At 44.1% G+C, this 15574-nt stretch carries 13 protein-coding genes; 8 read left to right on the forward strand and 5 right to left on the reverse strand.

Annotation, left to right across the window (positions count from 1 at the left end):
* Positions 1–4 precede the first annotated feature (4 nt).
* Positions 5–763, forward strand: coding sequence for an ATP-binding cassette domain-containing protein (locus tag Q0203_RS04115; protein WP_297929756.1), 759 nt, complete (start codon positions 5–7; stop codon positions 761–763).
* Positions 764–847: 84 nt separating this feature from the next.
* On the opposite strand, the gene Q0203_RS04120 is transcribed toward Q0203_RS04115, so the two are convergent.
* Complete coding sequence (locus tag Q0203_RS04120) at positions 848–1255, reverse strand: YhcB family protein (protein WP_297929758.1); 408 nt, start codon at positions 1253–1255, stop codon at positions 848–850.
* 94 nt (positions 1256–1349) lie between these two features.
* The gene (locus tag Q0203_RS04125; protein WP_297929760.1) at positions 1350–3209 is read right to left on the reverse strand and encodes an ATP-binding protein; all 1860 of its coding nucleotides are present in this window, start codon (positions 3207–3209) and stop codon (positions 1350–1352) included.
* Between the two features lie 207 nt (positions 3210–3416).
* Here Q0203_RS04125 and xseB point away from each other — a divergent pair, with 207 nt between their 5' ends.
* The 3 genes from xseB (at position 3417) to dxs (ending at position 6501) form a co-directional block, all read left to right on the forward strand.
* Positions 3417–3662, forward strand: a complete 246-nt coding sequence (gene xseB, locus Q0203_RS04130) for an exodeoxyribonuclease VII small subunit (RefSeq protein ID WP_021615675.1) — start codon at positions 3417–3419, stop codon at positions 3660–3662.
* A gap of 10 nt (positions 3663–3672) precedes the next feature.
* Positions 3673–4563 (forward strand): (2E,6E)-farnesyl diphosphate synthase, encoded by an 891-nt coding sequence (ispA, locus tag Q0203_RS04135; protein ID WP_297929761.1) that lies wholly within the window; start codon positions 3673–3675, stop codon positions 4561–4563.
* 81 nt (positions 4564–4644) lie between these two features.
* Entirely contained in the window at positions 4645–6501 is a 1857-nt protein-coding gene (gene dxs / locus Q0203_RS04140; protein WP_297929763.1) for a 1-deoxy-D-xylulose-5-phosphate synthase, read from the forward strand.
* Positions 6502–6852: 351 nt separating this feature from the next.
* On the opposite strand, the gene ytfE is transcribed toward dxs, so the two are convergent.
* Positions 6853–7530 carry an iron-sulfur cluster repair protein YtfE gene (gene ytfE / locus Q0203_RS04145; protein ID WP_209363092.1) on the reverse strand — a complete coding sequence of 226 codons (678 nt, stop codon included), beginning with the start codon at positions 7528–7530 and terminating at the stop codon, positions 6853–6855.
* Between the two features lie 192 nt (positions 7531–7722).
* Between ytfE and Q0203_RS04150 the strand changes: the two genes are divergently transcribed.
* Positions 7723–8904, forward strand: a complete 1182-nt coding sequence (locus Q0203_RS04150; protein ID WP_297929765.1) for a cytochrome c peroxidase — start codon at positions 7723–7725, stop codon at positions 8902–8904.
* 86 nt (positions 8905–8990) lie between these two features.
* Here the strand turns inward: Q0203_RS04150 and rlmB are convergent, their stop codons facing one another.
* Together rlmB and rnr are read right to left on the reverse strand one after the other, a co-directional pair.
* On the reverse strand, positions 8991–9749 hold the full coding sequence (gene rlmB / locus Q0203_RS04155) for a 23S rRNA (guanosine(2251)-2'-O)-methyltransferase RlmB (RefSeq protein ID WP_297929766.1): 759 nt from the start codon (positions 9747–9749) through the stop codon (positions 8991–8993).
* Positions 9742–12120 (reverse strand): ribonuclease R, encoded by a 2379-nt coding sequence (gene rnr / locus Q0203_RS04160; RefSeq protein WP_297929768.1) that lies wholly within the window; start codon positions 12118–12120, stop codon positions 9742–9744. Before rnr ends, rlmB begins: the two co-directional genes overlap by 8 nt.
* Before the next feature lie 161 nt (positions 12121–12281).
* On the opposite strand from rnr, the gene Q0203_RS04165 reads away from it, so the two are divergent.
* The 3 genes from Q0203_RS04165 (at position 12282) to frr (ending at position 15416) form a co-directional block, all read left to right on the forward strand.
* Entirely contained in the window at positions 12282–13940 is a 1659-nt protein-coding gene (locus Q0203_RS04165; RefSeq protein WP_297929770.1) for a putative transporter, read from the forward strand.
* A 157-nt stretch (positions 13941–14097) separates the two neighbouring features.
* Positions 14098–14820, forward strand: coding sequence for a UMP kinase (pyrH, locus tag Q0203_RS04170; RefSeq protein ID WP_021615685.1), 723 nt, complete (start codon positions 14098–14100; stop codon positions 14818–14820).
* A gap of 38 nt (positions 14821–14858) precedes the next feature.
* The gene (frr, locus tag Q0203_RS04175) at positions 14859–15416 is read left to right on the forward strand and encodes a ribosome recycling factor (RefSeq protein ID WP_006716863.1); all 558 of its coding nucleotides are present in this window, start codon (positions 14859–14861) and stop codon (positions 15414–15416) included.
* Positions 15417–15574 lie beyond the last annotated feature (158 nt).

Genomic DNA, 15574 nt, shown 5'->3' on the forward strand with positions numbered 1-15574 from the left:
TATTGTGATAAAAATTGAAAATATAACCTATAAAATTAATCAGGCGACGATTTTAAATAACATTAATCTCACCATCCCAAACGGTGGTATTACCGCATTGATCGGCGCTAATGGTGCCGGTAAATCCACGCTACTCTCTTTGGTTGCGCGCTTAAATCCGATTCAACAAGGGCAAATTTGGCTAAATGATATGGATATTGCCACCACGCCATCACGCACAATTGCGCAAAACCTGGCAATTCTGACCCAAGATAACGTGATTCATAGTCGCATTACGGTAAAAGATTTGTTGATTTTCGGCCGTTATCCGCACCATCAGGGACGCCCGACGGAAGCAGACAATGCCATTATCCGCGATGCCTTACAACGTTTTGAATTAGCACCCTTAGCTAATCGTTTTCTTAGCGAACTTTCCGGCGGTCAACGTCAACGCGCCCTGATTGCCATGACCTTCTGTCAAAAAACCGATCATGTACTGCTTGATGAACCTTTAAATAATCTTGATATGTTCCACGCCCGCGAGCTCATGCGCTTGCTACGCCAACTGACCGATGAACTGGCACTGACAACGGTCATGGTGGTGCATGACATCAATATGGCGGCCGCCTATGCCGACACCATTGTCGCGATGAAAAACGGTGAAATTGCCATGATCGGCACACCGGAAGAAATCATTACCCAAGAAAATTTAAAAACGGTATTTAATTTAGAGGCGGAAGTGTTGACCCATCAGAGGAAAAGACTGGTCGTACATCATATGTAGTAGATTATTTGAAAAGTGCGGTAGATTTTCATCCTGTTTAAAACAACCGAAAAATCCACCGCACTTTACTCTAAGGAAAAATCCTTATCTTTCGGCTTTTAATAACCCGGAAGATCCTTCCGAATAATCTTTCGGCTGATCGTCCGGCGTTGTTGGTGAAACCTCGCCGGTCACATCAAGCTTATGCTCTTGGAATAAGGCTTTGTCATTTAATTCAGGCAATAATTGAACGGAAGCGCCGGCAAAATACTGATATAAATGTTGATAATCCTGCGCTAGCGTTTTTAATAAATTGGCGCTTTCCGCAAAATGCTTTTCCAGTTGCTGCTTTTGATTTTCCAGCTGTTCTTTCAACACGCGCAACTCCGTTTCGGTTTTCACCTGTTTTTTTACGGAGGCTTTGGTAAAACGCAATAAAAAATAACCCAGCGCCAATCCCACAACTAAACCAAGCAAAGCGGCACGCCACATATCCGGTGTCCAAGATTGCATAAATCACTCCTTCATCATTGAATAGAAAAAAACCGCTATTATCATAGCTTGAACGTTTTTATATTTCTATGGGCAAGATCACATAACGATAATATTATGCATACTGTTTTAGCCACGCTCTCAGTTTTTCCACTTCTTCTCGCCATTCTTCAGTCAGTTGTCGGCACCAAAGGGCAATATTCTCTTGCCATTGTTCTGTCTCGGCATTTTGTGACCGTGACGCGATTTCCTGCAAGCGTTTTAAACCAACAGAAGCCAACGCACCTTTAATTTTATGCGCCGAAGAAAGCACATTGGCTTTCAATGCCGGATCCTGCAAATAGGCTTGATAGGCCTGCTGTAATTCAATGGCGTATCCTGCCATGGTTTGTTCAAATAAGGTGAGATTATCTTGCACAAATTTCACCCCCAGCATTTCCACCAATTCGCCCAACATTTTCGTATCAAAATCGGCAGAGGCTTGGAGTTGCTTGGTGTCGGTGAGTTCAAATTGCGTGATTTCTTCGCCAAAATAATCGAACAGGCACTGATTCAACTCATCCAACGACAGCGGTTTGTGAATGACATCATCCATGCCTTGCGCGACATATTCTTCTTTTTTCTGCACAACATTTGCCGTCAAGGCAATGAGCGGTGGCAGGAAATCATAAGTGCCATTTTCATAGTTTTGGCGGAAGTGATGGGCAATATCAAAGCCTGACATATCCGGCAACTGAATATCCAAAAACACCAAATCATAATAATTTTGCTCAAATTTTGAGATCGCCTGCGCACCGGTCATCGCGACATCAATTTGGTAACCCAATTTTTCCAGCAAGGATTTCGCGACCACCACATTCACTTCAATATCTTCCACCAACAAGATATTAAGCTTTAATGGCAACTTGCTGTCGTTTTCTGACGGACGAAAAGCCTCTTCTGCCTTAAACGTTAACAAAAAGGTGGAACCCTGCCCCATTTTGCTGGTAACGGTTAAATCACCTCCCATTAATTTAGCTATAGCTTTGGACACCGATAACCCAATGCCGCTCCCCAAGGATTTATTACGGTTAGAACTCACTTGATAATATAGCTCAAAGATTTTTTCTAAATCGGCTTCACCAATGCCAATGCCCGTATCCGTTACTCGAATGGCAAATTCATTATTAGCGATTTGCTCAACCGATAAGGTTACGCTGCCTTGTTGGGTAAATTTCACTGCATTGGTAATCAAGTTCCATAAAATTTGATTTAACCGCACGCCATCCAACATCAGCCAGTTTGGCAAGGTTGGCGGGCAATCTAAATGAAATTCAAGACGTTTTTCTTCCGCCATTAATACAGCGAAATTGCTAATGTCATTGAGCAAGGCATAAAAATCCGTTTCTTTGCAATGCAATTCAATACGGCGGGCATCAATTTTTTCTAAATCAATAATATCGCTGAAAATATGCGACAAAGAAATCGCACTGCTATTGATGGTTTTTAAATAATTGCGCTGGCGTTCGGTGGGGTGCTCTTCCAACAAAATGCGGCTTAATCCGATAATGCCGTTTAACGGGGTGCGCAACTCGTGGCTAATCGTTGTCATCAAGGTGGTTTTATCACGGCTAATTTTCTCCACTTTGTCTAACGCTGCCGACAAACGACTTTCGACTAAAAGTCGCTCTTTTACTTCGCTTTTCAGTTCTGAAACAGAATGGGAAAGTGCCTGGCGAGAATATTCCAGCTTTTCCACCAATAACGTAAAAAAATAAATCACAAAAGGTGCTGAAATCATTCCGAATACAATCGAACGGAGCAAATCCTGCCAGTAGATTTTTCCCACAAAAATCAGGCTGAGCACCATTTGGGTGCATAATGCCAAAATCGCCAAGATCATGACGCCTAATAAGGAAAAACGGATTTTCCCTAAACGAACGACCCACTCTACATAGCGATGGGCAAAACTGCCAAAATGTTTGATTTTTTTCATAAGAATCCATAACAAAAAATAATGTGCATTGTACCTGAATTGCGCCATTTACGCGGAAAAGTTTTCTTACTGCACGAAAGTGCGGTCAACAAACACCGTATATTTCGACCGCACTTTTCTGTCAGCAGCACGCAATTCTTCCTAACAAAAGCACGAAAAATCAAGTAGAATACGGCAATTCTATTTTGTTGCAAAAAGGATAAGACCATGGCGCGTAAACCGGCTGAGAAAAATGAACCGGATTTTGAAAATACCTTAAAACAACTGGAAGAAATCGTCTCCCGTTTGGAAAATAACGACCTTTCTCTTGAAGAGGCATTAAAAGATTTTGAACAAGGCATCAAGCTGGCTCAGTTAGGTCAAGAACGCTTACAGCAAGCGGAACAGCACATCCAAATTTTGTTACAAAAAAACGAAAGTGCCAAACTCAGCGATTATCAAGCGGAAGAATAACGGGGCGGCAATGTATCAGTTCTCAGAAGATTTACAGCAAGTTCAGCAGCGAATTAATCACTTTTTAGCAGAGCAATTTGCCCACCTTGATAGCTCGCCGGCGCCTTTAGCTGAAGCCATGAAATATGGCTTATTGTTGGGCGGAAAACGCATTCGCCCATTTTTAGTTTATGCCACCGGCAGAATGCTCGGTGCCGATTTAGCGCAGCTTGATTATGCGGCAGCTGCCATTGAAGCCATTCATGCTTATTCATTGATTCATGATGATTTGCCTGCCATGGACGACGATGAATTACGTCGTGGCCACAAAACTTGTCACATTGCGTTTGACGAAGCCACCGCGATTTTAGCCGGTGATGCATTGCAAGCCTTTGCCTTTGAGATTTTAACGGATATTCCAACGCTATCAGCGGAACAAAAGCTGGCACTCATTAAAACCTTAAGTGCCGCCTCCGGTGTAAAAGGCATGTGCTTGGGACAAAGTTTGGATTTAATATCAGAACACAAAGTCATCAGCCTGCAAGAATTAGAACATATCCACTTAAATAAAACCGGTGCCTTGCTCAAGGCGGCGCTCACTATGGGCTTTATTTGCTCACCTCATTTTACAGACAAGGCTTTAGCACAACAGCTGGAACGCTACGTCACGGCAATTGGGCTCGCCTTCCAAGTACAAGATGATATTTTAGACATTGAGGGCGACAGCGAAACCATCGGCAAAACAGTCGGCTCCGACTTGACGGCAGATAAAAGCACTTATCCGAAATTATTGGGGCTGGAAGGTGCCAAACAAAAAGCCCAAGAACTTTACGAAATGGCATTAGCCGAACTCAAAGATTTACCTTTTGATACCACCGCACTTTATGCGTTGGCGGAATTTATCATTAAACGAAAAAGCTAATCCCCCCCAAAGTGCGGTGGAAATTAGACCTGTTTTTAACGTAGTGATAGATAAATTTTAACGTTGGATTGATTAACCCTTATGCAAAACTACCCCCTTTTATCATTGATTAATTCGCCTGAAGATTTACGCTTGTTAAACAAAGAACAACTCCCTCAAGTGTGTCGAGAGCTACGCGAATATTTGCTGGAATCGGTGAGCCAAAGTAGCGGACATTTAGCGTCCGGTTTAGGCACGGTGGAACTTACCGTTGCGCTGCATTATGTCTTTAAAACGCCTTTCGATCAGTTAATTTGGGATGTGGGCCATCAAGCCTATCCGCATAAAATCTTAACAGGTCGTCGTGACCAAATGTCGACTATTCGACAAAAAGGCGGGTTACATCCCTTCCCTTGGCGTGGTGAAAGCGAATTTGACGTGTTAAGCGTAGGACACTCTTCCACCTCGATCAGCGCGGGATTAGGTATTGCCATTGCCGCAGAACGGGAAAATGCCGGAAGGCAAACGGTTTGTGTCATCGGTGACGGCGCCATTACGGCAGGTATGGCATTTGAGGCATTAAATCACGCCGGCGCGTTGCACACCAATATGTTGGTGATTTTAAATGATAACGAAATGTCTATTTCGGAAAATGTCGGTGCGTTAAACAACCATCTTGCCCGAATTTTCTCCGGTTCGTTCTATTCTACCGTGCGCGACGGTAGCAAAAAAATTCTCGATAAAGTGCCGACGGTGAAAAACTTTATGAAAAAAACCGAAGAGCACATGAAAGGCGTGATGTTCTCACCGGAAAGTACCTTATTCGAAGAATTGGGTTTCAACTATATCGGCCCTATCGACGGACACAATATTGATGAATTAATCGCCACATTGAGCAATATGCGCGATCTAAAAGGCCCTCAATTACTCCACATAAAAACCAAGAAAGGCAAAGGCTATACCCCGGCAGAAAAAGATCCTATCGGTTTCCATGGCGTGCCAAAATTCGACCATTTAAGCGGTCAGTTACCAAAATCCAATGCCACCCCAACCTATTCCAAAATTTTCGGCGATTGGTTATGTGAGATGGCAGAACAAGATCCGAAACTTATCGGTATCACCCCAGCAATGCGCGAAGGTTCCGGCATGGTGGAATTTTCTCAACGTTTCCCGCAACAGTATTTTGATGTGGCGATTGCTGAACAACACGCGGTAACCTTTGCAGCCGGTTTGGCAATTGGTGGCTACAAGCCTGTGGTTGCTATTTATTCAACTTTCTTGCAACGTGCTTATGACCAACTCATTCATGATGTCGCCATTCAAGATCTGCCGGTTCTCTTTGCTATTGACCGTGCAGGCATTGTCGGTGCCGATGGTCAAACTCACCAAGGTGCATTTGATATCAGTTTCATGCGCTGTATTCCAAATCTTATCATCATGACACCAAGCGATGAAAATGAATGCCGCCAAATGCTTTATACCGGCTATCATTGTGGCAAACCTGCTGCCGTGCGTTATCCACGCGGAAATGCCATGGGTGTCACCTTAGAACCTTTACAACCATTGGAATTGGGAAAATCAAAGCGTGTTCGTGAAGGTAGAAAAATAGCCATTTTAAATTTTGGTACGCTTTTACCAAATGCCTTAGTTGCCGCAGAAAAACTGGATGCAACCGTGATTGATATGCGGTTTGTGAAACCGTTGGATGTCGCCCGTATTAACGAGATTGCCAACAGCCATGAACTTATTGTGACATTAGAAGAAAATGCGATTCAAGGCGGCGCCGGAAGTGCGGTGGCGGAAGTATTGAATCAGCAACAACACCAGGTGAAATTATTGCAATTAGGTTTACCGGATTTCTTTATCCCTCAAGGATCGCAAGCAGAAACGCTCACTGATTTAAAATTGGATGCTGCAGGCATTGAACAGCAAATCGTGGATTTTCTGGCTGAGAATTAGCACTCTCAATCAAAAACGACAGAGGATTCAACTTCTGTCATTTTTCTTTTTGGTCGCTATTGAAAAAAGTAAAGAAATTTTCGCTTTTCGTTGAACTATTTTTCAGATGTTCAGTCTTAACAAATGCTAGTGCGCTGCAAATGCAGTCGTCTTTTAACGTTTTCTTATATTTAAGACCTCCCCGCTATTCAGAAATTGGATAGCGGTTTTTTCTTTTTTGGGAAAAGGGAAACAAGGAAAAGGAAAAAGTGCGGTCGATTTCTGACGTATTTTACGCCAAGTCAAGGAACAATAAAAAAGCCATTAATACTGTATTAATGGCTTATTAATGTTGAATTTTTGAGTTTGCGCTTATCGGCTGCCTTCTTCAATCACACGTGGAAACAGAATATTATTTTCTGTATGAATGTGCATCATTAAATCATCCATAAATTCTTTAATGCCGCTATAGAGTGCGCGCCAAGTATTGCAAGCATCTGCCGGTGGCGTTAAGTTATTGGTCAAGGCTTTTAGCACCTCTAAATGTTCGCCATGTTCGGCGTGTTCATGTTCCATCACCTGAATCGGCATTCTTGCCATGGCGTAATTGCCCATTTTGATCATTGGAAATAAAATTTGCTCTTCTTTCATCATATGGCTGCTTAAATCGGCATAAACATTGTGTAATTCAGCTGCCACACCGACTGGGCAATCATCACGATCGCCATGTACAGATTCTACGCGTTCAGCCAGTACAATAAGCTCTTGTAGCTGAGCACGATGACGCTCATGATAACGATGAATAATATGATCGATGATCTCGGCATAAGGTGCAGTCAACCAACGTTGCTCATCGTCTTGCTGTTTACTCTCTTGTAGTTCGGTTAAACGTGCTTCGATTTCCGCTAAATTTAAATTTTTCTCAGCAACCGCAGCACCCAAGGTATCCGCACCACCACAACAAAAATCTAAATCGTATTCACGTAAAAGTGCGGTAGATCCCGGAATCGAAATCGCAATTTCACTTAATTTCTTATCGGCAAAAGACATTCTAATTTCCCCCATAGTGTGTTAATAACAAAAAAACCTATCAAAATAGTAAACTATTCGCTAAAAAGATAAAGGGCTTTTTTAAAAAAATTTGTTTTATATGATTCAGGTCAAAGGTCATACCTTAAAATGGGAAGACGGAAAAAGTCGAAAAGCGGTATCCTAAATAGCATCACTTTACAAGGAAACACCATGAACCGTTTATTGACCACGCTATTTGCCGTCTGGCTACCTCTTTCAACCCTTGCCTTAGAAAAAGAAGCTCGTGAAATGCCGAAAGGCGGAATTGATAAAGCCCTATTGGGACAAATTTTATTTTTTGACAATAACCTTTCTTTTCATGGTAATCAAAGCTGCTCCAGTTGTCACAGCCCGGATACCGCTTTTGTTGACTTACGGGAAAACAGTGCAGACAAAATGGTCTCCCAAGGCGATGATCCAAAACTGTTCGGCACACGCAATGCACCAACCATGCTTTATGCCAGCTACGCGCCCGAATTTCATTATGATGAAAAAATTCAAGATTATGTAGGCGGTCAATTCTGGGACGGGCGTGCCAAGAACGTCGCCGAACAAGCCGGTGGCCCCCCAATCAATCCGGTGGAAATGGGGATGCCGGACAAACTTTCTGTGGCTAAACGGATCTACAATACACCGATGTATTTCATGCTCTTAACCCAACATTATGGCGAAGCCACGTGGGACAGCGTAGATAGCGTTTATGCTGCGATGGAAGATGCTCTTGCCGTATTCCAAAAAGAAAAACGCTTATTACACCCTTTTGATAGCAAATACGACAAATCGTTGCAGGGCAAATATGCGATGACTGCGCAAGAAAAGCGCGGTCAGCAGTTATTCTTTGATAACACCAAAACCAACTGCAGCAACTGCCACCAAGCGCAGCATGCCGAACACAAAGAGGAAACCTTCACCAACTATCGCTACTACAACATGGGTGTACCGAAAAATCAGCGTTTAATCGCGCATAATCAGCTCAGCCAGGATTTTATCGATAACGGCTTGTTGGATAACCCAATGGTCAAAGGCGATCAACGCCAAAAAGGCAAATTCAAAGTGCCGACCCTGCGCAACATTGCCGTCACCGCACCGTATATGCACAACGGCGTGTTTAAACATTTGCGCACCGTGTTGGAATATTTCGATCATTTCAACAACCCGGCACGTAAACTCAACCCTGAAACCCAGCAACCTTGGGACGCACCGGAATATGCTGCGACAATGAATCAGGACGATCTTAAGGCGCCAGCGTTAAGCGATGAACAACTAGACGACCTTGAAGCCTTTTTGAAAACCTTAACAGATGAACGCTACGAAACGTTGCTGAGACAATCTGAAAAACGCCCGTCAAAATGACCACACTTTTCGCGCTTTACCTTGACAGGCGCTTAGTCGGCATGAAACGCCTCGATACTGGGAAGACTAACTCAAAATTGAGGCGATTAATCTCTTCCGCTTGTTCGCACTACTAACCGTTGGCGGACGATTTCAAACAAACAAACACCGGTCGCAACGGATACATTGAGAGATGAAACCGAGCCGGCCATTGGAATGCTAATAAGTTGATCGCAATGTTCTCGGGTTAAGCGGCGCATGCCTTCGCCTTCTGCTCCCATGACTAGCGCCAAGGTACCGGTGAGCTTGGTTTGATAGAGGGTTTCAGTGGCTTCACCGGCGGTTCCAACCACCCATACATTGTGTCGCTCTTGTAGATCACGCAGGGTACGGACAAGGTTAGTCACTCGAATAAGCGGGACATTTTCTGCTGCGCCACAGGCGACTTTTCGCGCAGTAGAATTGAGTTGCGCAGATTTATCTTTCGGTACAATCACCGCACTTACGCCCGCTGCATCTGCCGTTCGCAAACAAGCACCAAGGTTATGTGGATCGGTGACGCCATCTAAAACCAATAATAAAGGCGCGTTGCGTGTCTCGAGTAAACGATCCAAATCATGCTCATTTAATTCCGGTAATGAGTGCACTCGCGCAATAATGCCTTGATGTACTTCGCCTTCTGCTTTTTTATCCAAGGTTTGACGATTTAAAAATTGAACGGAAATGCCAAGTCGTTGAATTTCATTAATCAAAGGCTGTAAGCGTTGATCATCTCTGCCTTTTAATGCTAATACTTCAATTAAACGTTCCGGGTGATTAGAGACAAACGCTTTGACTGCGTGGATGCCATAAATTGTTTCACTCATGTTTTTTCTTTACCTTTTTCGTTTTGGCGGCTTTGGGGTTCATTTTAGAAACGTGACTTTTTTTGACCGCACTTTTGTTTATTTTTGCCTTTTTGTTTGTTGTTTTCTTGGGCGCTTTAACTTCCGCTTTCTTTGCTTTGGTTCGTGCCGTTTTACCACTACGTCTTGGCTTGCGTTCACTTGAAATTAAAGAAAAATCAATCTGTTTTTGCTCTAAACTCACCGCTTCTACGCGCACTTTCACCGCATCACCGAGTCGGAAAATCATGCCGCTATTTTCACCAATAAGGCGTTGTTTCGGCATATCGAATAAGTAGTAGTCATTCGCCAAACCGGAAATATGCACTAAGCCATCGATAAACAGATCATTCAAACGAACAAAGACGCCGAAACCGGTCACGGAAGAAATGACACCATAAAATTCTTCGCCTACATGATCTTGCATATATTCGCATTTTAGCCAATCGGCGACTTCACGGGTGGCATCGTCGGCACGGCGTTCTGTGGAGGAACAATGTGCGCCAAAGAGATCCATTTCCTCAAGTGGATAATGATATCCGCCGGTGTCGGTAGTTTTACGTTTAGAACCCTTTTGTTTCGCCAATAAATATTTGATGCCTCGATGTAATGTCAAATCGGGATAACGGCGAATCGGCGAGGTGAAATGAGCATATTCTTCTAGCGCCAACCCGAAGTGACCGATGTTGTCGGCGCTGTAAACCGCTTGGCTCATGGAACGTAACAACATGGTTTGAATTAATTCGTGATCAGGGCGTTGTTTAATCTGTTCAAGTAACTGTGCGTAATCCATCGGTGTCGGTTTATTACCACCGGATAGGCTCAAGCCACATTCTGCCAAGAAACTGCGGAATGCCGTGAGTTTTTCTTCACTTGGTACAGCATGAATACGGTACAGCGCCGGTTCTTGATGTTTCTCCATGAAGTTGGCAGACGCAATATTTGCCAAAATCATACATTCTTCAATGATTTTATGGGCATCATTACGCACGACCGGCTCAATCCGCTCAATGCGACCTAAGGCATTGAAAATAAATTTGCTTTCAATGGTTTCAAATTCGATGGCGCCGCGCTGTTGGCGAGCTTTTACCAACGCCTGATACATTTCATGCAGGTCTTGTAAGTGAGGGACTAAGGACGCATAACGTTCACAAAGTGCGGTGTCTTTTTCCAATATTTTTGCCACTTTGTTATAGGTTAAACGGGCGTGGGAATTCATCACTGCTTCGTAAAATTGATAGTCTGTCATTTTGCCTTTGGCAGAGATCGTCATTTCACACACCATGCATAAGCGATCCACTTGCGGATTTAACGAACATAAACCATTGGAGAGTTTTTCCGGCAACATCGGCACGACGCGATTTGGGAAATAGACGGAATTGCCTCGATTATAGGCCTCCGTGTCCAATGCGCTTTTCGGTCGAACGTAATAGCTCACATCGGCAATGGCCACCCAAAGTTTCCAGCCTTTGCCTTGTTTTTGGCAAAATACCGCATCGTCAAAATCGCGTGCATCTTCGCCATCAATGGTCACTAACGGCAAGTTACGCAAATCTACACGACCACGTTTAGCCTCTTCAGGCACGTCTTCAGCCCATTTTTTAAGTTGTTTTTCCACCGCACTTGGGAAACTGTGGGGAATATCATGCTTACGAATGGCAATTTCCACTTCCATGCCCTTCGCCATATTGTCACCGAGCACTTCTGTGATTTTGCCGATAGGTTGGAAAAACGGCGCTGTGCGCGGATGGAGTTCCACCACTACGACTTGCCCCATACGTGCACCAAGGCGGGCGTTATCGGGGATTAAAATATCGCGGGTAATACGGCTGTCGTCCGGCATCACATAGCCAATGCCTTGTTCGATAAAAAAGCGACCGACAATTTGCTTTTTATTGGCTTCTAATACGCGCACAATGCGCACTTCCGGACGACCTTTGCGGTCAAATCCGTTAGGTTGCGCCAACACATAATCGCCGTGCATGACTTTCTGCATTTGCACGTTGGGAATGAAAAAGTCTTCTTTTTTTCCTTCGACTTGTAAAAAACCGAAGCCTTCTCGATGTCCAATCACCATGCCTTTAAGCAAATCCAGTTTTTCCGGTAAGGCATAACATTTGCGTTTGGTGAACACCAACTGACCGTCATTTTCCATGGCGCGTAAACGACGGCGCATAGCTTCTTGTCGTGTCTCGTCAGTGATGCCCAGCGCAACAAAAATTTCTTCTTTCGTCATGGGCGCATTATGCGTGCGGATAATCTGCAAAATAAATTCCCGACTGGGAATGGGGTTGTCATATTTGGCTAATTCTTTTGCATAATTCGGATCTTGAGGAGGGGATTTTTTGGCCATAGTATTTTAATTTATCGAAATGAAAGTGCGGTTCATTTTAAAAAGATTTTCTTATTAGGCAAGGAAAAATGTGATTGAGGCGACATTTTTTAGCTTTTTCTCAGCAACCCTAAAACTGACTTGCTATAATCCTTTTTAGTTAATATTAAGTTGAGGTCGTTATGAGCGATATTGCGATTACCATTAGCCTACTCGCTTTGGTTGCCGTGATCGGTTTATGGATAGGCCATTGGAAGATCAGAGGCGTCGGTTTTGGGGTAGGCGGCGTGTTATTCGGCGGCATTATTGTGGCGCATTTTACCAATCAATATGGATTGGCATTGGATACGCACACATTACATTTCGTGCAAGAATTCGGCTTGATCCTGTTTGTTTATACCATCGGGATTCAAGTCGGTCCCGGATTTTTTTCCTCGTTGCGCCGTTCTGGATTAAAACTGAACGGTTTTGCATTTTTGATTGTCTTGCTGGGTGGGCTGACTGTGGTTTGTATCCACAAATTAGCCAACGTGCCTTTAGACATTATTTTGGGAATTTACTCCGGTGCGGTGACTAACACGCCTTCTCTTGGCGCTGGGCAGCAAATTTTGTCGGAACTTGGGGTCAACAGCACCACGGCAACCATGGGGATGGCATATGCCATGGCGTACCCTTTCGGTATTTGCGGCATTTTGCTGACTATGTGGTTAGTGCGTTTGTGTTTCCATGTAAAAATTGATGAAGAAGAACAACATTTTCAACGTGAAAGTGGACAAGACAAAGAAACCTTGACCACAATGGACATTAAAGTCACAAATAAAAATTTGGATGGTTTGCGTTTAATTGCCGTGCCGGGATTTGGCGCCGGCGATGTGGTTTGCTCCCGTTTAAAGCGCGGGGACAGTATGTGTGTCCCGAAAGCGGATACGGAAATTCATTTAGATGACGTATTGCATTTGGTAGGGGAAAATGAAGCCTTACAAAAAATGCGATTAATTATTGGCGATGAGCTTTCCGTTAAAATGACGACCGCCGGTGGCGATATTCGCTCCGAGCGGGTGGTAGTGACCAGCGAGAAAGTCTTAGGGAAAAAAATCAAATCCCTTGGTATCCACCAAAAATACGGTGTCGTGATTTCCCGTTTAAACCGTGCCGGTGTGGAATTGGTGCCGACCGCCAATACGACTTTGCAGTTCGGTGACGTATTACACATGGTCGGGCGCACCGATGTGATGAACAATGCCATTTCGGTGATCGGCAATGCGGCACAAAAATTACAACAAGTCCAAATGCTACCAGTATTTATCGGCATTGGCTTGGGTGTGCTTTTCGGCTCTATTCCTTTTTATATTCCCGGTTTTCCGGTGGCGTTAAAATTGGGCTTAGCCGGCGGGCCATTAGTGATTGCCCTGATTTTGGCGCGTATTGGGACGATTGGTAAGCTATATTGGTTTATGCCGCCAAGTGCTAACTTGGCATTACGCGAGTTGGGGATTGTCTTGTTCTTGGCCGTCGTTGGGTTGAAATCCGGCGGCAGTTTTATGGACACCTTATTAAACGGTAGCGGGTTGGAATGGATGGGTTACGGCATCATTATTACGTTAGCGCCATTACTCATGACTGCGGTTATCGCCCGTTTATACAGTAAATTGAACTACCTTTCTTTGTGCGGCGTGCTTGCCGGCGCCATGACTGATCCTCCGGCATTAGCGTTCGCGAATGCGATTAAAGAAGACAGCGGTGCCGCAGCGTTATCTTATGCCACGGTGTATCCGCTGGCGATGTTCTTGCGGATCATTTCGCCGCAGCTATTGGCCTTGTTACTGTGGAGTTTCACATAACGAGAAACGCGCATTTTTATGACCGCACTTTGTTTCACAAGATTTTATGGGGGCAAAAGTGCGGTTGTTTTTTAGGTGATTTTGGGTCGTTCACTTCACAGAACAGGGAAGATCCAGTAAAATAAGCCGATTTTTTGCTAATACAAAAGGAAAAAAGATGAGCCTACCTATTTATAAAAGAATTTTGTTAAAACTCAGCGGAGAAGCCTTACAAGGCGACGAAGGTTTCGGCATTGATGCGTCTATTCTTGATAGAGTGGCGCTAGAAATCAAAGAACTGGTTGAAATGGGTGTGGAAGTGGGTGTCGTCTTAGGCGGTGGAAACTTATTCCGCGGCGCTAAATTGGCTAAAGCAGGGATGAACCGTGTGGTCGGTGACCATATGGGGATGCTTGCTACCGTCATGAACGGTTTGGCAATGCGTGATTCGCTTTTCCGTGCGGATGTGAATGCAAAATTAATGTCAGCATTTCAATTAAACGGCATTTGTGACACTTACAACTGGTCTGAAGCGATCAAAATGTTGCGTGAAAAACGCGTTGTGATTTTCTCCGGCGGTACAGGCAGTCCGTTTTTTACCACGGATTCAGCTGCGTGCTTACGCGGTATCGAAATTGAAGCGGATGTTGTGTTAAAAGCAACGAAAGTGGATGGTGTATATGATTGCGATCCGGCAAAAAATCCAAATGCCATGCTTTATCCGCACCTTACTTACGCTGAAGTGATTGATAAAGAATTACAAGTGATGGATTTAGCGGCTTTCACACTGGCTCGTGACCACGGTATGCCGATCCGCGTGTTCAATATGGGTAAACCGGGCGCGCTACGTCGCGTGATTACCGGCGAGCAAGAAGGCACACTCATTTGTGCAAAAGACTAGTTTAACGGTTTGATTTATTTAATAGAGAAGGAATTATCGTGATTAACGACATTAAAAAAGATGCGCAAGACCGCATGGAAAAAAGCCTTGAAGCGTTAAAAGGCCATATTGCAAAAATTCGTACCGGCCGTGCGCAACCAAGTTTGTTGGATGCCATTCAAGTGGATTATTACGGCTCTGCGACACCATTACGTCAATTAGCCAACGTGGTAGCAGAAGATGCCCGTACTTTAGCGGTAACTGTGTTTGATCGTTCATTGATTCAAGCGGTAGAAAAAGCCATTTTAACCTCTGACTTAGGCTTGAACCCATCTTCTGCCGGTACAACGATTCGCGTGCCACTTCCACCATTAACAGAAGAACGTCGCCGTGATTTGATTAAAATTGTGAAATCAGAAGGCGAGCAAGGTAAGGTAGCGATTCGTAACGTACGCCGTGACGCGAACGATAAAATCAAAGCTTTGCTAAAAGACAAAGAAATCAGTGAAAACGATCAGCACAAAGCTGAAACCGAGATTCAACAAATTACCGATAAATTCATCAAAAAAGTTGATGAAGTGTTAGCGGAAAAAGAAAAAGAATTACTCGATTTCTAATCATAAGAACAGGTTAACATCAGACGCAGTGCCTTACTGCGTCTTTTCTTATATGGGCGGATGAGGCTTTCATCCCGTCCGAAAAATTGACAAAGTGCGGTCGAGATTTTATGCAAAAAAAACAAAAGGTCGTGATTCTTGGCGCGACAGGTTCCATC

The organism is uncultured Aggregatibacter sp., from assembly GCF_938046485.1.
GTDB lineage: Bacteria > Pseudomonadota > Gammaproteobacteria > Enterobacterales > Pasteurellaceae > Aggregatibacter.